Genomic DNA, 19,458 nt, shown 5'->3' with positions numbered 1-19,458 from the left:
CGGTCACACCGCATCGGGGTCGGGCACGCCGTCGCGGGGCATGAGCACCGCCGCGAGCAGGGTCAGCGCCGCGAAGACGGCAGCGCCGACGAACACCCACGTCGACGCCCAGACGACCGTGGCGGCGTCGCCCGCACCCTCGCCCGCGTCGAGCAGCGAGTTGGAGATGGCGCCGAGCACGGCCACGCCGACCGCGCTTCCGGCCGACCGGGCGAAGCCGTTCATTCCCGTGACGGCCGCCCGCTCTCCCCAGCCGACCGCGGCCTGAGCGCCGATCAGCGTCGGGGCGGCCGTCCACCCCAGCCCGAATCCGAGCACGAAGGCGACGACCGCGAACAGCAGCGGGTTCGGCCACGGCGCGATGAGCACCAGGCCGGCCGCCGCGACGGTTGTGATGGACATGCCGATCAGCACCGTGCGCCGGAATCCGATGCGCAGATACAGCCTGCCGACGAGGGATGCCGCAAGCGGCCAGCCCATGCTCAGTGCAGCGACCGCGAGGCCGGAGACCAGGGGGATGGCCCCGCCGGCGCCCTCGAGGTACGCGGGCCCGAAGGTCGTCACGCCGACGGTGAGCGCACCGACCCCGAAGGCGACCGCCGTGCAGGTGAGGATGAGCCGCCGGGTGATGAGCGCGAAGTCGATGATCGGCTCGGCTGCGCGCTTCTCGACGAAGGCGAAGACGACGAGCAGCAGCCCGCCCCCGATGAAGCAGATCGCACTCTGCCACGACAGCCATGCCCAGGCGCTGTCGCCCTCGAGCAGTCCGAGGATGATCCCCGTGAGGCCGAGCGTCAACAGCACCGCGCCGAGGTAGTCGATGCGGTGCCGGTGCCGTTCCACCTGCTCGTGATACCTCGTCACCAGCATCCATCCGGCCAGCAGGCACAGCGGCACGTTGATGAAGAAGATCCACCGCCAGGCATCCAGCTGGGCGAAGATGCCGCCGAGCGACGGGCCCACGACCGACGAGATCGCCCAGACACTGGCCATGTAGCCCTGCACCTTGGCCCGCTCGCCGACCGTGTAGATGTCACCCACGATCGTCATGGCCATCGGGCCCACGGCCCCGGCGCCGAGACCCTGCACGACACGGAACAGGATGAGCGTGACCATGCTCCACGCGAACCCGCAGAGCACCGATCCCGCCAGGAACAGGCCGATCCCGATCAGGATGATGGGCTTGCGACCGACGGTGTCGGCGAAGCGCGAGTAGATCGGCACGCTCACCGCCTGCGCGAGGAGGTAGACCGAGAACAGCCACGGGAACAGCTGGTAGTCGCCGAGATCTCGCACGACCGTGGGCACCGCGGTGGCCAGGATCGTGGTGTCGATCGCGATGAGCCCCGTGGCGAGCATGAGGGCGCCGAGAACGGGCCCGCGCTCCGATCGCAGACCGACGGACGCGCGATCGACGGAGACGGTCATGACAGGGCCAAGCCGCCGCGCGACGGATGTATTCCCGCCGAGGGTGGATCGACGGCGCGAAGTGACGGATGCTGGAGGGCACACGCGTGAGAGGAGCGGCCGATGAGACGACGCGTCGCACCGGCGCTGGTGCTCGGCGCTCTCGTTCTCGCGGGGTGCTCGGCCCCCGGCATACCGACCCCGCCCGCCGTCGACCCGACCGACACGGCAAACACCGAGCCGATCACGCTCGCGTCCGGGCTGGCGGCGCCGTGGTCGGTGGTGCGCCTCGACCGCGCCGGGGCGCTGATCTCGCAGCGCGACGGCGGCGAGGTGCTCGAGCTGACGGCATCCGGAGACCTGCGCGAGGCCGGGATCGTGCCCGGTGTCGTGTCGGGTGGCGAGTCGGGCCTGCACGGCCTCGCGCTGCTCGTCGATGGCGAGACGCGCTGGCTGTATGCCTATCACGGTGCGGCGGACGACAACCGGGTCGTGCGGATGCCGCTGACCGGCGAGCCCGGCTCGCTGACGCTGGACGTCGACGCGGCCGAGGTGGTGGTCGCCGACATCCCGCGGGCATCGAATCACGACGGCGGGCGGATCGCCTTCGGACCGGACGGGATGCTGTACATCGCCACCGGCGACGCGGGGCAGCGTGATCGTGCTCGGGATCGGGACTTCCTCGGCGGAAAGATCCTGCGGGTGACGCCGGAGGGCGAGCCGGCGCGCGGCAACCCGTTCGGCACAGCGGTGTACAGCCTCGGCCACCGCAACGTGCAGGGACTCGCGTGGGGTGATGACGGCACCCTGTGGGGGAGCGAGTTCGGGCAGGACACGTGGGACGAGCTGAACCGCATCGAGGCGGGCGGCGACTACGGCTGGCCCGACCACGAGGGGTTCGGGCGCGCCGACGACGCGATCGATCCGGTCGCCGTGTGGGCGCCAGACGAAGCGAGCCCCAGCGGCATCGCCGTGATCGACGACGTCGTGTACGTCGCTGGTCTGCGCGGTGCGCGGCTCTGGCTGTACGACACGACGACACCGAGCATCGAACCCTGGGCGGTCTACACCGGCCGATTCGGCCGGCTCCGCGACGTGGTCGCCGGTCCCGGCGGCACCTTCTGGGTGCTGACGAACAACACCGACGGTCGGGGATCACCGGGGCGCGACGACGATCGGCTGCTGCAGCTCACGCTGCCGGAGGGATGAGGCGGGTCAGGATGCCGTGGCCGGACCGTCGCCGCCATCACGACGCTCGCCGCTCCGCGGTGCGCCGGTCTGGCCGCTCTCGGGGGCGGACGACGACGGGTCGTGGTCGAGGAGCACCGGGCGATCGATGGTCCTGGTGACGTCTGCGGGGTCGACCGCGAGCATGAGCATGGCGAGCCCGAGGAGGGTGACGATGAACGAGGCGCCGCCGATGACCAGTCCGAGGCCCAGCGGGGTGAGGCCTTCGTATGTGCCCTTGGCGATGGAGAGGTTCACGCGCTCGGTGAACGCTCCGGTCGAGACGAGGGTCACGACGGTCGCGAAGACGCCGGCGGCGAGGGCGATGCCCACGAGGTGCAGCGGGCGCAGGATCTCTTTGCGCGTCGGCTTGTGGTCGGTCATGCCTCTCCTCCGTGGTCGGCCAGGCGGTCGGCCCCGGCAGTCGTCTCGCTCGTCGTCGCGGTGCTCGTCGCGGCGGGTGCGAGCCCCGCAATGCCGAGGAACACCGCCACGATCGCGGCGTAGCCGCCGAACAGCCCCACGCCGATGATGATGCCGGTGAGCGACATGGCGTGCCCCTCGACGGCGTAGTTCTGCACGAATCCGACGGGCACGATCAGCAGCAGCGCGGCGAGCAGAAGCCCCAGCCCGCCGACCGTGATCGCGTCGCGAGAGCCCTCCTGGCCCCGCGACCGGATGCCCGAGATCAGCTCGACGAGACCGGTCAGCGCCGCCCAGGTGATCACGAGCACGAAGAACAGCGCGTCCGTGCGCCAGGTCGGGATGCTCGCGGCCATGCCGAGGACGAGGGTGATCGCGCCCATCAGCACCGAGGGCCAGCGCTGGCCCGGGCCCTGGACGATGATCGCGGCGACGATCAGCACGAGGGAGGTGACGATCGCGAAACCGCCGAACACCGCCAGGCCGACGGCGGCGGAGTGATCGGGAGAGAACGTGATCATGAGGGCGGCGACGGCCGCCATCAGTGCGCGAGCGAGCTGCACGGTGCGCGCGGTGAACGGGCGCACCGCAGCGGGGCGCGCGGTGCGCGAGCGGGAAGCGGCGGGCATGACAGTCCTCAGATCGGTGACCCGACCAGTCTACGTCGCGCGACCTCTGCACCGCCTCGACGGTGGTGGGGCCGCCGCGCGGGCCGCGCCGCGGGCATCCGCCATGGCATCCGGGGTCACTTCGGTACGGCGACGCGTGCGAAACCGTGCCTGATCGACCTCGCAGCGCCGAGTCGCCTCGGCGTCGACCGGGCCCGGATCAGGAGGCGACGCGGACGGTCTCGGCGCCCGTCCGTGCCGGTGCGCTGCGCCCCGTGATGCGCGCCGCGGCCGGCTTGGCCGTCCCCGGCACGGCATCTGCTGGAGAGGCTGCGGCGGCCGACGCGGCGCGCGGCCTGCGCGCAGCCCGCAGCAGCACTCGCCCGAGCACCCCGACGACGAAGGCGGCGGCGAGCGCGCTCAGCGAGACGACCACCGGGGTCCACACCGTGGCGAACGATGCGCAGAGGCTCAGCAGCGCACCCAGGATCCAGACGCCGGCGGCGCCGCCCGCGAGCCCAGCCGACCCCCGTGCGAAGGCGAGAGCGAAGATGAGTGCGCAGACCACCGCCAGAACCGCGCCGGCGTTGCCGATGGGCACGAGCACGGATGCCAACATGTTGGCCACTGCAAGACTGGACATTCCCCGACCCCCCGGTCATCCGCACGCCGCATCGCGACGTGCTCGTGTCAGCCAGGTTACGCGCGGAGATCCGGCTTGTGCGTCAGCCAGGGGAACGATTCGGCATCATCCTGAGGGATGACGCGTGAACGGCTCGTGACGGCCCGATTCCGCGCCGTACGCGCCTCTCGGCGCGCGCTCAGCGCAGGCGGCGCCCCCTCCGGGGCAGACGCAGCGAGCTCAACCGGCCCGAGACCACAGGCACGGGGGCGGTGAACACGGCATCCACCGTCCGCGACCCCTCCGACGGGCCGATCACCGGCATGGGCGTGGTCAGCGTGGTCTCGACCGGTTCGACGGGCAGCCTGCCGAACCCGCGATGGGCGGAGACGTACGCCGGCACGAGGATCACGACGGCACCGATCCAGGCGAGCGGATTGCTGAGGGCGACGCCCACGAAGTCCCACACCGCGCCCAGCGCGACCGCGGCGATCACACGCGCGACCAGCTCGACCACGCCGGTGATGGTGGGAATGGCGACCCGGCCGACACCCTGCAGCACGCCGCGCAGCACGAACAGCACACCGAGGGCGGCGTAGCTGACGCCGTTGATGATCAGCATCTGATGGGCGAGGTCGACGACCCGATCGGATCCGTCGCCGACGAACAGGCGCACCACCGACGCACCGAACGCGATCATGATCACGCCGAGCAGCACCGAGGTGATGATGGCCATCCACAGCGCCTGGACCGTGCCCCGGCGGATGCGGTCGGGGCGGCGGGCGCCCAGGTTCTGCGCGGCGTACATCGACGAGGCCAGTCCCAGCGAGGCGAGAAGGGCGACGGCGAGGCCGTCGATGCGGGATGCGGCGGTGTACGCGGCGACGGCGTCGGCGCCGAGCGTGTTCAGCGCCACCTGCACCGCGAGGGCGCCGATCGCGATGATGGATGCCTGGAATCCCATCGGCAGGCCGAGTCGCAGGTGCTCGAGCGCGTCGGCGCGGCGCACCTTCCAGTCATCGCGGTGCACGTGCAGCACGGGCAGCTTCCGCCACAGGTATCCGAGGCAGAGCAGAACCGAGACGGCCTGCGCGATCACCGTGGCCAGGGCCGCGCCGGCGACGCCCCAGCCCAGCGGGCCGACCATGAGGATCACGAGACCGACGTTCAATCCGCACGAGATGGTGAGGAACACCAGCGGCGTGGTCGAGTCGCCGATAGCGCGGATGATGGCCGCCAGGTAGTTGAAGAACATGATCGTGCTGCCGCCGATGAACGTCACCTGGGTGAAGGTCGTGGCCTCGGCGAGCAGCTCGGACGGCGTCTGCAGCAGCTCGAGGAACGGGCGCGCGATGAGCGGCCCGAGCACCGTGAGGATCAGGCTGGTGACAGCGGTGAGCAGGGTTCCCGTGGCGACTGAGCGGCTCACCCCGCGGGCATCCCCGGCGCCGAACGCCTGCGCGGTCGGGATCGCGAACCCGCTGGCGAGACCCCACGCGAAGCCGATGATGAGGAAGATCAGGCTGCCGGTCGCACCGACCGCAGCGAGCGAGTCGACGCCGAGCTGTCGCCCGACGACGATTGTGTCGACGAACTGGTAGAGCTGCTGCACGACGTTGCCGATGAGCAGGGGCACGGAGAAGAGCAGGATGACGCGCCAAGGGCGCCCCGTGATGAGGGTGGTGGCCATGATGATCCGGGGGGACGAGGGATGCCGGCAAAAAGACGGCGGCACCGTGGATCGTCACGGCGCCGCTCGGACAGTCTATCGAATCGTTTCGAAACGGTCGAGCCGCGGCCGCATATTTCTTTCCCTCCGTCCACGCCAGGGGCTTGCCTGCGATCGGGCCGGTTGGGTAGTCCGGATGCATGACACGCCTGCGTCGAAGCGACCCGCACGCCCCGGGCATCCGGCGGATGCGTCACGGTCGCGGCTACCGGTTCCTGACGGCGGACGGCACCCCGGTCGACGATCCGGCGATGCTCGAACGTCTGCGCGCCCTCGTCGTGCCGCCCGCGTGGACCGACGTGTGGATGTGCCCCCATGCCAACGGGCACATCCTGGCGACGGGAATCGATGCCGCGGGCCGACGGCAGTACATCTACCACCCCGCGTGGCATGAGCGGATGGCGCGCGAGAAGTTCGATCGCATGCTGCAGCTCGCCGAGGTGCTGCCGGGCGCCCGCCGTGGGGTGACCCGCGATCTGCGCACCGACGGCTTCGGCCGGCCGCGACTGCTCGCGGGTGCGTTCCGGATGCTCGACTCGGCCCTGCTGCGAGTGGGATCGGAGCAGTACGCCAAGGCGCACGGCAGCATCGGGCTGGTCACCCTGCGCGGATCGCACGCCCGGGTGCGCGGCGGCCGGGTCGTCGAGCTGCGCTTTCCCGGCAAGAGCGGCCAGCCCTGGGAATCCGAGGTCGATGACGCCGACCTCGCGATGCTCATCTCCGGGCTGAAACGCCGCGGCAGTCGCTCGCTGCTGCTCAGCTGGCAGGACGACACGGCCCGTGCCGCCGCGTGGCACCCGCTCCGCGCCACCGAGATCAACGACGACGTCCGGCGGCGCACCGGCGGCGATTTCACGGCGAAGGACTTCCGCACGCTGCACGGCACCATCTCGGCTGCCGTCGCCCTGGCGCAGATCGGCCTGAAGCCCACCGCGACTGCGCGCTCGCGCGCCGCCGCCCAGGCCGTGCGCGTGGCAGCATCCGCCCTGGGCAACACTCCCGCCGTGGCCCGTGCCAGCTACATCGACCCGCGCGTGTTCGACCTGTACGACGAGGGCGTCGTCGTCGACCCGGCGCGACGGGTCGAGGGCCAGCTGGTGACGCTGTTCGGCTGACGCTCAGGCGCCGGCGTCGGTGCTGCAGGAGCATGATGGTGGTGTGGTCGACATCCTCTCCGCACTCACCGAAATGCCCGAGCCCCAGTACGTCGAGGTCGGCGACGGCGTCGCTCTCGCGACGTACTCGTGGGGTGACGCGAGCGGGCCCACGGTCGTGCTCGTGCACGGGTTCGCATCGAGCACGGCCGACACCTGGGTGCACACCGGCTGGGTGCGGATGCTCGAGCGCGAGGGCTTCCGGATCCTCGGCATCGACCAGCGCGGTCACGGCGCGAGCCAGAAACCGCACGACTCGGCCGGTTACACGGTGCGCAGCCTCGCGCGCGACGTCGAGTCGGTGCTCGACACGTTCCTCATCGACGAGGCCCTGTACGTGGGCTATTCCCTCGGTGCGCGGGTCGGCTGGCAGGTCGCGCTGGACCTCGGCGACCGCGTTCCGCGCGCGGTGCTGGGCGGAGTGCCCGACGGCATCCCGCTGGATCGGCTCGACACCGACCAGGTGCGCCGATATGCCACGGACGGCACGCCCGTCGCCGATCCGGTGACGCAGAGCTACATCACGCTGGCCGAGCGGGTGGCGGGCAACGACATGCACGCCCTGCTCGCCCTGGCCGAGGGCATGCGCGATTCGCGGTCGATCGACCCGGATCCCGCGCACGCCCCGCAGCAGCCGGTGCTGTTCGCGACCGGAGCGCTGGACGGGGTGCTCGAGGGCTCGCGGCGGCTCGCCGAGGCGGCCCCGCAGGCCACGTTCTTCGAGATCCCCGGCAGACATCATTTCAACGCCCCGGGGGCGAAGGCGTTCCGCGTCGCGGCGCTGGAATTCCTGCGGGGCTGAGGCTCAGCGCCGCTCGCCGCGGGAGCGGGCCATGAGCGTGCGGATGACGACGAAGACGATCACCGCGACGACGGCGACGATCGCCAGCTTCGCGATGAACCAGATCAGCGAGAACAGCACGTTCACGATCCAGAACGCGATGACGACCGAGACGACGACGGCGACGATGGTCCACAGGGTGCTCTTGGTCATGCCTCCAGCCTAGAAGAAGCGTCTAACGTGTGATGGTGACCTTCGACGGCCCGCTCTCGGCATCCGCGTACGAGGTTCTCGGTGTCACGCCCCAGGTGAGCGACGACGACCTGCGCCGCGCCTACCGGCTGCGGCTGCGCCAGACGCACCCCGACACCGGGGGCGATGCGGCCGTCTTCGTGCGCGTGCAGCGGGCCTGGGAGCTGGTCGGCACCTCGGCCGCGCGCGCCGCCTACGACCGCGGGAGGGGGACGACGTCCTGGGCTGCGCGTCCGTCGACTCCGGGCGCGACGGGCACCCGCCCGCGCGGGCGCTCGCATGGGCAGGCGGGCGCGTGGCGCCGTCGCCGCTACCGTGAGCTGCTCGCCGAGCAGCTCGGTCACGACGCGACGGATGCCGAGGCCTACGACCCGCTCGTCGTGCGCGCGGCATCGTGGCAGGCGCGTCGGATGCTGGCCGACGCGCTGGCGGAGGAGGCCACGGCCACGGCGATCGACGAGCTCGGCATCGGGTTCACGGCGTGGCATGACGTCGCCACCGGCGAGGACGACGAGGGGAAGCTCGATCACGTCGTGCTCAGCCCGACCGGGTTGTACGGCCTCCGGTCGGAGGACTTCGGCGGACCGGTGCGGTTCCGTCAGGGCGAGGTCATCGGCAGCCACGTCGGCGGCGCCGCCCCCACCGGCGACCTGCTCGCCCGCATGCGGATCGTGGCGCGCGCTGCACGCGTGCGGTTCGGCGGGGCGATCCTCATCCTTCCCGATGACGACCTCGACGACGCGATCACGCCGCTGGGCTCCGTCAGGGGTGTGCCGGTCGTGGTCGTGCGTCGCAGCGCGCTGCGCTCGGTGCTGCGCGCCGGAGTGCCGGGAGCGCGCGTGCTCGGCGGCAACGAGGCGTTCGACGTGCGAAGCCGATTGACGCACACGGTCCGCGTGCTCTCGCCGTGAGGCGCGTGAGAAGCCGCGCGCGCCCGCGCCCGGGGCTGCAGCGAGGGTTACGGTGAGAGCGTGGATGCCACCGACCCGCTGCCCGATCGACCCGCGCCCGACGCCCCTCGGGGCAAGCTCGTGCTGCTGCGCCACGGCGAGACCGAATGGTCGCGCACCGGCAGGCACACGGGTCTGACCGACATCCCGTTGACCGCCCACGGTGAGGATCTCGCCCGTGCGGCCGGTGAGCTGGTGCAGGGGTACGACTTCCGCCTCGTGCTCAGCTCGCCGCTGCGGCGGGCGCGCCGCACGGCCGAGCTCGCGGGGCTGGATGCCGGCATCGACCCCCTGCTGGTCGAGTGGGACTACGGCGGGTACGAGGGGCGCACGACGAAGGAGATCCGGGCGGAGCTCGGCTACAGCTGGACGACGTTCACCCATGGTGTGATCCGCGGCGAGACGCCGGGCGAGACCGTCGAGGAGGTCGCCGCACGCGCGTCGCGTGTGCTGACCCGCGTGCTGCCGGCGATGGCATCCGGAGATGTCGCCCTCGTCGCGCACGGCCACTATCTGCGTATCCTCACGGCGGTGTTCCTGCGCCAGGCACCACGATTCGCCGCGTCGATCTCGCTCGACGCGGGCTCGGTGTCGGTGCTCGGATTCGCGCGCGAATCCCCCGCGATCCTGGCCTGGAACCACGGGCCGCACCTGCCCATGGAGCCGGCGGAATCCTGATGCGAGAGCGGATGCCAGGAGCAGACCACGATGTCATCGTCGTAGGCGCGGGCCTCGCCGGCCTGCGGGCCGCGACGGTGCTGGCCGAGGCGGGTCTGGACGTGCTGGTGCTCGATGCCTCCGACGCCGTCGGCGGTCGGCAGCGCACCGACCGCGTCGATGGCTTCCTCCTCGATCGAGGGTTCCAGGTGCTGAACCCCGCCTATCCGTCGGTGCGGCGCTGGGCCGACGCGACGGCCCTGCGACTGCAGGCATTCCCGGTGGGGGTGCGGGTACGCCGCGACAGCGCAGCCGGAGTGGGCGGGTCGACGCTGGTGACCCTGGCCGATCCTCGCAGGCATCCGCTGTCGATCGGCGAGACTCTTCGCAGCGGACTGGTCCGCCCCGCGGACGTGATCGCGCTCGCACGCTGGGCGGCCCCGGCCCTGCTCGCACCGACGCGGCTGCGTCGCCGCGCGGCGGCCGGGCACGACACGTCTGCGCGCCAGAGCTGGGACAGTGCGGGGCTGCGCGGCCCGCTGCGCACAGAGGTGGTGGAGCCGTTCCTCAGCGGGGTCCTCGCCGACGCACGCTTCGACACCTCGAACGCCTTCACCCGGTGGCTGGTGCGCATGTTCCTGCTGGGCACGCCCGGACTGCCCGCCGAGGGTATCCAGGCGCTGCCGGAGCAGCTGGCGCGGAAGGCCCGCGCGGCGGGCGCCGAGATACGCCTCGGGCATCGCGTCGATCGCGTCCGCCCCGCATCGGATCACGTCGAGGTCGATGCGGCGGGCGCGGATGTCATGAGGGCCGCCGCCGTCATCGTCGCAGTGGGCCCCGAGCGCCTGACCGCCCTCACGGGCGTCGACGCGCCGCCCACCCGCGGGCTGCAGACCTGGTGGTTCGCGCCCGAGGCCGCGCCGGCGGCATCGGGCATGATCGCCGTCGATGGACGCCGATCAGGGCCCATCGTCAACACCGCGGTGATCTCGCACGCCGCCCCGAGCTACGCGCCCGCCGGCAGGCATCTGGTCCAAGCCACATGCCTCCTCGGCCCGCAGGTCCTGGCCGGGGAGGTCGAGGTGCGCCGACAGCTGGGCGAGATCTGGGGCACGGATGCGACGCGCTGGCCGCTGCTGCGACGCGACGACATCCACCACGCGCTGCCTGCCCAGCACCCGCCGTTGCGGGCCGAGCCCACGCGGGTGGTCGATCGGCTGTACGTCGCCGGCGATCACCGGCAGAGCCCCTCCATCGACGGGGCGCTGGTGTCGGGTGATCGCGCGGCTCGCGTCCTGCTGGCCGACCGTGCTGCGGGCGGACTCTGACCGCGGGCGGCTGACGCCGTCAGCGGGCTGCCTCCGACAGCGGGACGACCCGGGGGGCCAGTCCTGCACCCGCGACGACGAGGGCTCGCGTCGCGGTGAGCGCGTGCAGCCGCCGCACGATCTCGTCGGCATCCGCCTCCGTGGCGGGAGTGCGATCGTCGGATGCCTCCCACAGCGTCACCCGCACGCCGCCCAGCTCACGGATGCGCTGGGCGAGCGGCTCGGATCCGCGAGCGGCGACCAGCACCACGCGCTCGATGCCCGGTGCCCTGCTGGTGGGCGGCGCGATCGCTCGATCGCGTCGCCAGACGACGAAGTGGTAGATGAAGACGAGCACGGTCGCGCTGAGCAGCCCGAGCGGAGCGCGGATGCGCTCGATGAGTCCGCCCTGCATGCGGGAGGCGCCACCGGCCGCGAGCAGCACCTCGAACAGCCGGAAGCCGATGAGCAGCAGGGTCACCAGCGCGACCACGGCACTGGCGCCGAAGACGACCACCAGGTAGACGCGGCGCGCGATGTCTCCGGACTGCTCTTCGGTCACCGCGCGACCAGGACGCCAGGTGCCCCACCACGCCGCCGTGCCCACCACGAGCGCACTGAGACCGCCCAGCAGCAGGGTGCGCGTGTCGTCGGCGAGCAGCGTCGCGTCGAGCTCGGCGAGGAGAGCGTTGACCACGACTCCGAAGCCGCTGGCCGCGCCGATGAGAGCCACCCCGGACACGGCCAGCCGCGCGGCGCCGCGAACCCGCGGACCGCGCGCAGACAGCATTCGCGCATGCGCGTCGCAGATGATCGCGCCCACCAGGGCGGCGCCGGCGGCCGCACCGAGCGGCGACAGGATCTCCGCCGCGGGATCGTCGTCGAACAGCAGCCGCAGCAGGGTGAGGAGCACGGTGCCGATCCCGAAGAGCGCGGCCCCGGCGGAGCCCGCCACCACGATCACCAGCAGCACGCGGGCGAGAGCATCGGGCGTGCCGGATGCCTGCTCCCGCGTCCAGTGCCACCACCACACCACCGCGCCGACGGCCGCCCAGACCAGCGGCTGCAGCACCGCGGTGTACCACGGTCGCGAATCGAGCAGCACCGGCGCGACCGGCGCGAGCGCCTGTGAGATCAGCGCGGCCAGCGCGGAACCGGCACCGACCGCCGCCACGACGAGACCGAACAGCGCCGACAGCTCGACGCCGAGCGCCGGCAGGCGCGTCGGCGCGGTGACCGGACTGCGACGCATCCGTCGATGCCACACCCACACACCTGCCCAGACGACTGCCCCGGCCGCCTCGCTCGGCCGCCACTCCCCCTCGATGCCCGCGGCGATGGCGGATGCCGCGAGCGCGACGGCGAAGATGAGCGATGTCAGCGTCATCGCCGCCAGGTACACGGACCACACGAGCGAGGAGCGCTCCAGCGGCTCGGCCAGTCGGCGGCGCTCCCAGCGCCAGACGAGCACCGCGAGCGGGGCACCGATCAGGACGAAGGCGAGTGCCCTGGCGAGCCCGGCGGTGTCGGTGACGAGCACGGAGCCGAGCCCGATCACCCGCTCGAGCAGACCCGCCACGCCGACCGCGGCGATCGAGACGAGCGCGAAGAGCAAGGCGAAGACGATGAGCCTCCGCACCACCGCGACGGTCATGGCTGCACCTTCTCGGCGCAGATCCGGAACTGCCAGGGCGTCGTCACGAGCTTCCAGTCGCCATCGACGCGTTCGAGGTCGAACACCTCCTGGTTCTGGTACTCGTCGGGCCCGAAGGGTCCGCCGCCGACGACCTCGGAGACGATCACCTCGACCCGTGCCGTCGTGTCGCGCTCCGTGCTGCGCAGCAGCGTGATGCGGTAGTCGGCCGCGCCGGTGTCCCACCGCTCGCACTCCTCGGCTGACTCGGGGACCAGATACGCCAGTGCGGCGGCGGAGTCGCCATCGACGATCGCCTGCGCGTACCGCTGCACGACGCCCTCCGGGGAGTCGGCGGGGTACACGCTGTCGCCGTCGCGGGTGAAGATCGCGACGAGCGCCACGGCGACCACGACGACCACGACCGCGATCAGGCCGAGCATCACCGGACTCCATCGCCTTGACTGAGATCGCGGGCTCGCCGCATCGACTTCGTTCATGTGCCCATGGTGGCGCATACGACCTCGGCGGTACAGGGACCTTAGGCTCATGGCATGAGCCTGTTCCGCAGAGAGCGATCGGCGCACGTCCAGCTCGATCAGCCGACGATCGAACCCCGCGCGACGCGTCCCCCCTGGAGCCTGTGGGCAGACGGGTTCGGTCGCCTCGGCATCCGCTCGATCCAGATCCTGCTGGTGGTCGCCGTCGCCGCAGGCATCGTGTTCGTCATCCGGTACCTGACGCTGGTGACCATCCCCCTGGCGATCGCGCTGATCCTTGCGTGCGCCTTCGCCCCGGCGATGAACTGGCTGCGCCGCCACCGAGTACCCGACCTCGCCGCGACCATGATCACGCTCTTCTCGATCGTCGCGGTGCTGACGGGCCTGAGCTGGATGATCGTCTGGGCCGTGCGGGATCAGTGGGACGACCTGTACTCGCAGGCGCAGCAGGGCATCGACCATGTGATCGAGTGGACGGACACGCTGCCGTTCCAGCTGTTCACCCCGCAGCAGATCGAGGAGTGGACGAAGACGCTCACCGACTTCGTCACGAGCGCGCAGTTCGGCTCCGGCGCGCTCGCCGGTGTCAGCGCGGTCGCGAGCTTCGTCACCGGTTTCGTGCTGCTCGTCACCATCCTCTTCTTCTTCCTCAAGGACGGCCCGCAGATGTGGGAGTTCCTGCTGCGTCCGTTCCACGGCGAGGGCGAGCGCCGCGCGCGCCGGATCGGGCACAAGACCGTGGGCGTGCTCGGCTCCTACGTGCGGGGTACCGCGACGGTCGCCCTGGTCGACGCCGTCGGCATCCTGATCGGCCTGCTCATCCTGCAGGTGCCGCTCGCCGTGCCACTCGCCGTCCTCGTCTTCCTCCTCGCGTTCATCCCGATCGTCGGCGCGACGCTCGCCGGCGTGCTGGCGGCGCTCGTCGCCCTCGTCGCGAACGGCTGGGTGAGTGCCCTGCTCGTCGTCGCCGTCGTCGTGCTGGTCAATCAGCTCGAGGGCAACCTGCTGCAGCCGGTGCTGATGGGACGCACGATGAAGCTGCACGCGTTTGTCATCCTGGTGGCCCTGGCGGTGGGAACCGCCCTCAGCGGACTGATCGGCGCGGTGCTCGCCGTGCCGGTGACGGCCGCGGTGTGGGGCATCATCCAGGTGTGGGACGGTGAGAACCTGCCCGCGAAGTGGGCGCGGCGGAAGCCGCGAGAGCCCCGCGCCGCGCAGAGCACCGCGGTCGAGGTCGCCTGAGGGCGGTCCCGCGCCACCGGGATCCGACGGCGAGCGCGGGTCACCGCCGGTCGGGTGCGACGCGGATCGTCGAACCCGCCGCGAAGCGGGCATCCACTCCGGGGCTGAACAGCACGGACTCGGGCGGGGCGTCGACGATGCCGGGAAGGCCGGCGGCCGCGCACAGCTCGTCTTCCAGATGGCGCACGCGGGCGGGATGCAGCGTCCAGGGTTCGTGCGTGTTCGGCAGCCACAGCGTGCGCCCGAACCGGGTCTGGAACAGTCCCCAGCGCGCGGTGAGGAAGGTCGACAGGTCGTCGCGCACCGCGCGGGAGGTGTCGACGTCGACCGTGAGGTCGAAGCCCGGGCCGCGCCCGCCGAGGCGCGCGGTGTGGCGCTGCGATGTGTATCGCAGGCTGAGACCGGAGCCCTCGAGACGCCGTTTGCCGGTATGCGCGAACATGTACGGCAGGGAGAACAGGGCACGCGCGCCGATGACGGCGGGCAGGCTGGCGGCCTCCAGGGAAGCGAACACCACGCCGTGACGGCCCTCGTCGTCTATGCCGTACAGGCGCACGTTGATCTCGGTGAAGGTGCCCCAGCGCCGCGCCGGCGGCAGCGGTCCGATGCGAGCGGCGCCGAGCTCGAAGGCGACCAGTCCCACCCAGGACGACCCGTCGAAGACATCCGGTCGCACGCCGCGGGGCATGAGCGGGCGCACGACCTCGGGGTCGACCCGCCAGTGCACGAAGGCGACGTCGCGCCATGCCTGAGCCGCAACGGTGCGTCCGCGGAGCGGCGGGGGCGTGGCAGAGAGGTCCATGACGTCCATTCGCACGGTCGAGAGCGGGGGCTGCCATTCTCGCACTCGGCGGGTCCGACGGCGCCTCGCCGCGGGTATCCTCGCGGTATGCGAAGGCCCGAGCCCGAACCCGTCCGCGCCGGCGAGGAGTCGGCGTGGGACTATCCGCGGCCACCGCGCGTCGAGCCGGTGTCGCAGCGGATCACGATCCGCCTGGGCGGTGTGCTGATCGCCGACACCGTCGACGCGGTCCGCGTACTCGAGACCAGCCACCCGCCGGTCTACTACCTGCCCGCCGATTCGTTCCTCGAGGGTGCGCTCGTGCCGACGGAGGGGTCGTCGTTCTGCGAGTTCAAGGGCGGGGCGGCGTACTTCGACGTGCACGGTGGATCACGGATCGTCAGCCGGGCCGCGTGGACGTACCCGCAGCCTGCGCGCGGCTTCGAGTCGCTGCGTGGGCGGGTCGCGGTCTACGCAGGCGAGATGGATGCCTGCACCGTCGGCGACGAGCAGGTCACTCCGCAGCCGGGCCGGTTCTACGGCGGCTGGATCACCTCCCGCATCCGCGGCCCGTTCAAGGGGGAACCCGGGTCGATGGGGTGGTGACCCGGCGGGTCAGGCGGTGAGCCCGGGTTCGCCGTCGTCGCGGCCGCCGTCGAACGTCGCGGTGAGGATCTGCTCGGCCTCGAGCGTGAGATCGATGAGGCGGGCGAGCAGACCGGCGAGGGAGCTCGAGCGCAGCAGCTCGAGCTGATCGATGGGCCCCAACGGCGCGATCGCGGCGAGCTGCCATGACGACTCCAGCGGATCGTCGGAGATCTCGATGTTCGGATCCCATCGACTGCCCGAGCTGAGCGCAGCGCGCGTGAGCACACGACGGACATGCTTCTCGGCTTCGGCGCGCAGCGGGGCGAGTGCCGGATCCCAGGTCAGTTCGGCGATCGTGTGCACCTCGGCGGTCGGGTACGCCTCGTCGTTCCACCACGCGCCCACTTCGATGCGCTCTCCCCCCACGACGAGCAGCTCGATGTCACGCTCGGTGGCCGCGACCTCGACGATCCGCGCCATCGTGCCGGTGTGGAACCGGGTGTCCCCTCCCCCGGCTTCTGACCCGCGCTCGATGAGCACCACCCCGAACGAGGGCTGGTGGGATTCGAGAGCTGCACCGAGCATCTTCAGATACCGCTCTTCGAAGACGCGCAGGGCGAGAGGTGTGTACGGGAACAGCACCGTCTCGAGCGGAAACATCGCCGTGGCTGCCATCGCGCCAGTAAACCACTCCGACGGGGCTGCGTCACCCGGCTGCGACGCTCAGTTGAAGTCGCCGCCCCCGCCACCGCCGAAGTCACCGGGCGCCATGTCCTTGAACCGCGAGTAGTGCCCCTGGAAGGCGACGGTGATCGTCGCGGTGGGGCCGTTGCGGTGCTTGGCGACGATCAGGTCGGCCTCGCCGGGACGGATGTCCTTGTCGTACGCGGCCTCGCGGTGCAGCAGGATCACCATGTCGGCGTCCTGCTCGATCGAGCCGGACTCGCGCAGGTCGCTGATCGCGGGCTTCTTGTCGGAGCGCTGCTCGGCGCCACGGTTCAGCTGCGACAGCGCGATCACCGGCACCTGCAGCTCTTTCGCGAGCAGCTTGAGCGCACGCGAGAACTCCGAGACCTCCTGCTGACGCGACTCGACGCGCTTGCCGCTCGTCATCAGCTGGAGGTAGTCGATGACCACCAGTCGCAGGCCTTCGCGCTGCTTGAGCCGACGGCACTTGGCACGGATCTCGACGAGGGTCATGTTCGGGCTGTCGTCGATGTACAGCGGGGCGTCGTTGATCCGTCCGCGGGTGGCCGCGACGGTCGTCCAGTCCCGCGGGTCGAGGGTTCCCTTGCGCATGTTCTGCAGCGGGATGGCGCCCTCGGCGCTGAGCAGGCGCATCGCGATCTCGCTCTTGCCCATCTCGAGCGAGAAGAAGATCGACGGCTCGTTGTGGCCGATGGCCGCAGCCCGGGCGAAATCCAGAGCCAGCGTTGATTTACCCATAGCGGGCCTCGCGGCGACGACGATCATCTGTCCGCCGTGCAGGCCGTTGGTCAGCTCGTCCAGCTCGCGGAACCCCGTCGGGATGCCGGTCATCGTGCCGTCACGGCCGTTGGCCGCCTCGATCTCCTCGACGGCCGCGTCGACGGCGACGGTGAGCGGCACGTAGTCCTCGGCCGTCTCGGAGCCGGTCACCGAGTAGATCTCGGCCTGGGCGTTGTTGACGATGTCGGCGGCGTCGCCCTCGCCCGCGTAGCCGAGCTGCACGATGCGGGTGCCCGCGTCGACCAGGCGCCGCAGGATGGCTCGCTCCGCGACGATGCCCGCGTAATAGCCGGCGTTCGCCGCGGTCGGCACGATCGAGGTGAGGGTGTGCAGGTAGTCGGCCCCGCCGGCGCGCCCCAGCTCGCCCGTCTTGATCAGCTCGTCGGTGACGGCGACGACGTCGGTGGGCTCGCCGTGCGAGTACAGCGACAGGATCGCCTCGAAGATGAGCTCGTGCTTGGGCACGTAGAAGTCGGCGCCCTTGAGCATCTCGATCACATCGGCGACGGCATCCTTCGACAGCAGCATGCCGCCCAGTGCGCTCTGCTCTGCCAGGAGATCATGCGGCGGGGTGCGCTCGGGGCTGCGAGAGCCACCCAGACGCTCGTTCGAGATATCTGCGATCGACACCGTGCTCCTCCCGGCCGGCACGACTGGACACACGTCACCGGCGCTTGCGACCGGCGGGCAGTCGGCCTCGGGCACAAGAAGAACATGCACCACCGACATCCGGTCTCCCCCAAGGTAGAAGCCGGGTTATCCCCATGCAACCGGGGCTGTGGATAACTCTGTGGAGAGTGTGCGAAGAACTCTGGAGTGTCTGTGCAGAACGGGTGTGGACAACTCGGTGGAGAGATTTGATATCTCGGACTTTTCTCCAGTCTGATCAGGTTTTCTTCTATTCCCCAGCCTGTGGAGGAAATCCCGCTTCAACGTGAGATTGAAGGTTCCGGCGCGTCGCTCCTGATGTGCAGAACCTGGGGAAAGTCAAGCTCGATCCCGCCCGGGCGCGCCGCGCCCGTCAACAGCCTGTGGACTCGCGGACCACGAGGTCGAGCGGCAGCGCCGCCTCGGCATCCAGCTGCTCCCCGCGGATCAGCCGCACGACCGTCGCCATCATCGCCGCACCCTTCGCGGCGGTGTGCAGATCGACCGTCGTGAGCTGCGGAGACGCGCTCGTCGAGAAGACGTTGTTGTCGACGGTGGCGACGGCGACGTCGTCCGGAACCCGGATGCCGCGCTCCTTGAGCACACCCAGCGCGCCGGCAGCCATCTGTGCCGACGCGACGAACAGGGCATCCATCTGCACCCCCGCGTCGAGCAGCCGACGCGCGGCCGCCGCTCCCCCGCTCGGGGTGTAATCGCCCTCTTCACTGCCGAGCTCCTCGAGACCCGCCGCCGAGAGCGCGTCGCGCCACCCCTGCAGGCGCTCCTGCCCGGCCGTCGTGTCGAGCGGTCCGCTGATCGTGGCGATCCGCCGCCGACCGCGATCGATGAGGTGCTGGGTCGCGAGTGCACCGACCGCGGTGTTGTCGACGTCGACGACGTGGATCTCCTCGCCCGTCTCCCCCGGCGGGCGCACCCCGAAGACGACGGGCAGCGTGCGCGCCAGCTCGCGATACGACGAGGAGGCACTGTGGTGCGAGAGGATCAGCGCACCGTCGACGTTGCCGCGCCGAAGAAGCTGGTGCGTCTTCTCCGGGTCGTTCTCCGACTCGATCAGCAGGGTGAGGGAGTACTCGGTCGACGACGCGTACATCGCGGCGCCCTGGATCACTTCTGCGAAGTACGGGTCGGCGAAGAACTCCGCCGTGCGCTCGGGGATCATCATCGCGACGGTCTGCGTGCTGCGGCGCGCGAGGCTGCGCGCCGCGCGATTCGGCACGTATCCGACCTTCGCGATCGCCGCGTTCACGCGCGCGACGGTGCTCTCGGTGACCCGGGGCGATCCGTTGATGACCCGCGATGCGGTCGAACTCGACACTCCGGCGAGTGCCGCGACCTCCTCGAGGGTCGGCACCCAGGGCTGCGCGCTGCGAGACGCGTTCATCGTCACTCTTCGTCTCCTGCTGCGCATCCGGCGCGATCGTGGGCACCTCGCTGTCGAGG

20 protein-coding genes are annotated in these 19,458 nt (G+C 71.0%); 8 read left to right on the top strand and 12 right to left on the bottom strand.

Annotated features, from left to right (window positions below; all coding sequences use genetic code 11):
* Positions 1-3: 3 nt before the first annotated feature.
* Positions 4-1,428, bottom strand: coding sequence for an MFS transporter (locus H9633_RS05950; RefSeq protein ID WP_191712440.1), 1,425 nt, complete (start codon positions 1,426-1,428; stop codon positions 4-6).
* Positions 1,429-1,530: 102 nt separating this feature from the next.
* Here H9633_RS05950 and H9633_RS05945 point away from each other — a divergent pair, with 102 nt between their 5' ends.
* Positions 1,531-2,616 carry a PQQ-dependent sugar dehydrogenase gene (locus tag H9633_RS05945; protein WP_191712439.1) on the top strand — a complete coding sequence of 362 codons (1,086 nt, stop codon included), beginning with the start codon at positions 1,531-1,533 and terminating at the stop codon, positions 2,614-2,616.
* Positions 2,617-2,622: 6 nt separating this feature from the next.
* On the opposite strand, the gene H9633_RS05940 is transcribed toward H9633_RS05945, so the two are convergent.
* The 4 genes from H9633_RS05940 to H9633_RS05925 form a co-directional block, all read right to left on the bottom strand.
* On the bottom strand, positions 2,623-3,018 hold the full coding sequence (locus H9633_RS05940; protein ID WP_071641183.1) for a hypothetical protein: 396 nt from the start codon (positions 3,016-3,018) through the stop codon (positions 2,623-2,625).
* Complete coding sequence (locus tag H9633_RS05935) at positions 3,015-3,686, bottom strand: acyl-CoA synthetase (protein WP_191712438.1); 672 nt, start codon at positions 3,684-3,686, stop codon at positions 3,015-3,017. The genes H9633_RS05940 and H9633_RS05935 overlap by 4 nt, the downstream gene beginning before the upstream one ends.
* A 199-nt stretch (positions 3,687-3,885) precedes the next feature.
* Positions 3,886-4,293, bottom strand: a complete 408-nt coding sequence (locus H9633_RS05930; RefSeq protein ID WP_191712437.1) for a hypothetical protein — start codon at positions 4,291-4,293, stop codon at positions 3,886-3,888.
* Positions 4,294-4,486: 193 nt separating this feature from the next.
* A complete protein-coding gene (locus H9633_RS05925; protein WP_191712436.1) occupies positions 4,487-5,977 on the bottom strand; it encodes an MATE family efflux transporter in 1,491 nt (496 codons plus the stop codon).
* A gap of 179 nt (positions 5,978-6,156) precedes the next feature.
* On the opposite strand from H9633_RS05925, the gene H9633_RS05920 reads away from it, so the two are divergent.
* Positions 6,157-7,131, top strand: a complete 975-nt coding sequence (locus H9633_RS05920) for a DNA topoisomerase IB (RefSeq protein ID WP_191712435.1) — start codon at positions 6,157-6,159, stop codon at positions 7,129-7,131.
* A 73-nt stretch (positions 7,132-7,204) separates the two neighbouring features.
* The gene (locus H9633_RS05915; RefSeq protein ID WP_191712948.1) at positions 7,205-7,972 is read left to right on the top strand and encodes an alpha/beta fold hydrolase; all 768 of its coding nucleotides are present in this window, start codon (positions 7,205-7,207) and stop codon (positions 7,970-7,972) included.
* A gap of 3 nt (positions 7,973-7,975) precedes the next feature.
* Here the strand turns inward: H9633_RS05915 and H9633_RS05910 are convergent, their stop codons facing one another.
* Complete coding sequence (locus H9633_RS05910) at positions 7,976-8,164, bottom strand: hypothetical protein (protein WP_191712434.1); 189 nt, start codon at positions 8,162-8,164, stop codon at positions 7,976-7,978.
* Positions 8,165-8,196: 32 nt separating this feature from the next.
* Here H9633_RS05910 and H9633_RS05905 point away from each other — a divergent pair, with 32 nt between their 5' ends.
* Genes H9633_RS05905 through H9633_RS05895 form a run of 3 tightly spaced genes read left to right on the top strand, consistent with a single transcriptional unit; the run spans position 8,197 to position 11,138 of the window.
* Complete coding sequence (locus tag H9633_RS05905) at positions 8,197-9,114, top strand: J domain-containing protein (protein WP_191712433.1); 918 nt, start codon at positions 8,197-8,199, stop codon at positions 9,112-9,114.
* Positions 9,115-9,174: 60 nt separating this feature from the next.
* On the top strand, positions 9,175-9,831 hold the full coding sequence (locus tag H9633_RS05900) for a histidine phosphatase family protein (RefSeq protein ID WP_318247207.1): 657 nt from the start codon (positions 9,175-9,177) through the stop codon (positions 9,829-9,831).
* A gap of 11 nt (positions 9,832-9,842) precedes the next feature.
* Positions 9,843-11,138: an NAD(P)/FAD-dependent oxidoreductase gene (locus H9633_RS05895; protein WP_191712432.1), complete on the top strand. Its 1,296-nt coding sequence runs from the start codon at positions 9,843-9,845 to the stop codon at positions 11,136-11,138.
* Positions 11,139-11,157: 19 nt separating this feature from the next.
* On the opposite strand, the gene H9633_RS05890 is transcribed toward H9633_RS05895, so the two are convergent.
* Together H9633_RS05890 and H9633_RS05885 are read right to left on the bottom strand one after the other, a co-directional pair.
* Entirely contained in the window at positions 11,158-12,771 is a 1,614-nt protein-coding gene (locus H9633_RS05890; RefSeq protein ID WP_191712431.1) for a DUF5671 domain-containing protein, read from the bottom strand.
* Positions 12,768-13,193, bottom strand: coding sequence for a hypothetical protein (locus tag H9633_RS05885; RefSeq protein WP_191712430.1), 426 nt, complete (start codon positions 13,191-13,193; stop codon positions 12,768-12,770). Before H9633_RS05885 ends, H9633_RS05890 begins: the two co-directional genes overlap by 4 nt.
* Before the next feature lie 111 nt (positions 13,194-13,304).
* On the opposite strand from H9633_RS05885, the gene H9633_RS05880 reads away from it, so the two are divergent.
* Positions 13,305-14,492, top strand: a complete 1,188-nt coding sequence (locus H9633_RS05880) for an AI-2E family transporter (protein WP_191712429.1) — start codon at positions 13,305-13,307, stop codon at positions 14,490-14,492.
* Positions 14,493-14,532: 40 nt separating this feature from the next.
* Here the strand turns inward: H9633_RS05880 and H9633_RS05875 are convergent, their stop codons facing one another.
* Complete coding sequence (locus tag H9633_RS05875; protein WP_225211051.1) at positions 14,533-15,294, bottom strand: YqjF family protein; 762 nt, start codon at positions 15,292-15,294, stop codon at positions 14,533-14,535.
* 87 nt (positions 15,295-15,381) lie between these two features.
* Here H9633_RS05875 and H9633_RS05870 point away from each other — a divergent pair, with 87 nt between their 5' ends.
* Positions 15,382-15,879 carry a DUF427 domain-containing protein gene (locus H9633_RS05870; RefSeq protein ID WP_191712427.1) on the top strand — a complete coding sequence of 166 codons (498 nt, stop codon included), beginning with the start codon at positions 15,382-15,384 and terminating at the stop codon, positions 15,877-15,879.
* Between the two features lie 9 nt (positions 15,880-15,888).
* On the opposite strand, the gene H9633_RS05865 is transcribed toward H9633_RS05870, so the two are convergent.
* The 3 genes from H9633_RS05865 to H9633_RS05855 all read right to left on the bottom strand — a co-directional run bounded on the left by H9633_RS05865 (position 15,889) and on the right by H9633_RS05855 (position 19,399).
* Complete coding sequence (locus H9633_RS05865; protein WP_191712426.1) at positions 15,889-16,536, bottom strand: LON peptidase substrate-binding domain-containing protein; 648 nt, start codon at positions 16,534-16,536, stop codon at positions 15,889-15,891.
* 48 nt (positions 16,537-16,584) lie between these two features.
* Entirely contained in the window at positions 16,585-17,979 is a 1,395-nt protein-coding gene (gene dnaB / locus H9633_RS05860) for a replicative DNA helicase (protein WP_071641214.1), read from the bottom strand.
* A 391-nt stretch (positions 17,980-18,370) separates the two neighbouring features.
* Positions 18,371-19,399, bottom strand: coding sequence for a LacI family DNA-binding transcriptional regulator (locus H9633_RS05855; RefSeq protein WP_191712425.1), 1,029 nt, complete (start codon positions 19,397-19,399; stop codon positions 18,371-18,373).
* Positions 19,400-19,458 lie beyond the last annotated feature (59 nt).

The organism is Microbacterium commune, from assembly GCF_014836945.1.
Classification (GTDB): Bacteria; Actinomycetota; Actinomycetes; order Actinomycetales; family Microbacteriaceae; genus Microbacterium; species Microbacterium commune.
The sequence above is the reverse complement of the archived record's forward strand: the minus strand, read 5'-3'. Positions and strand labels throughout refer to the sequence as shown.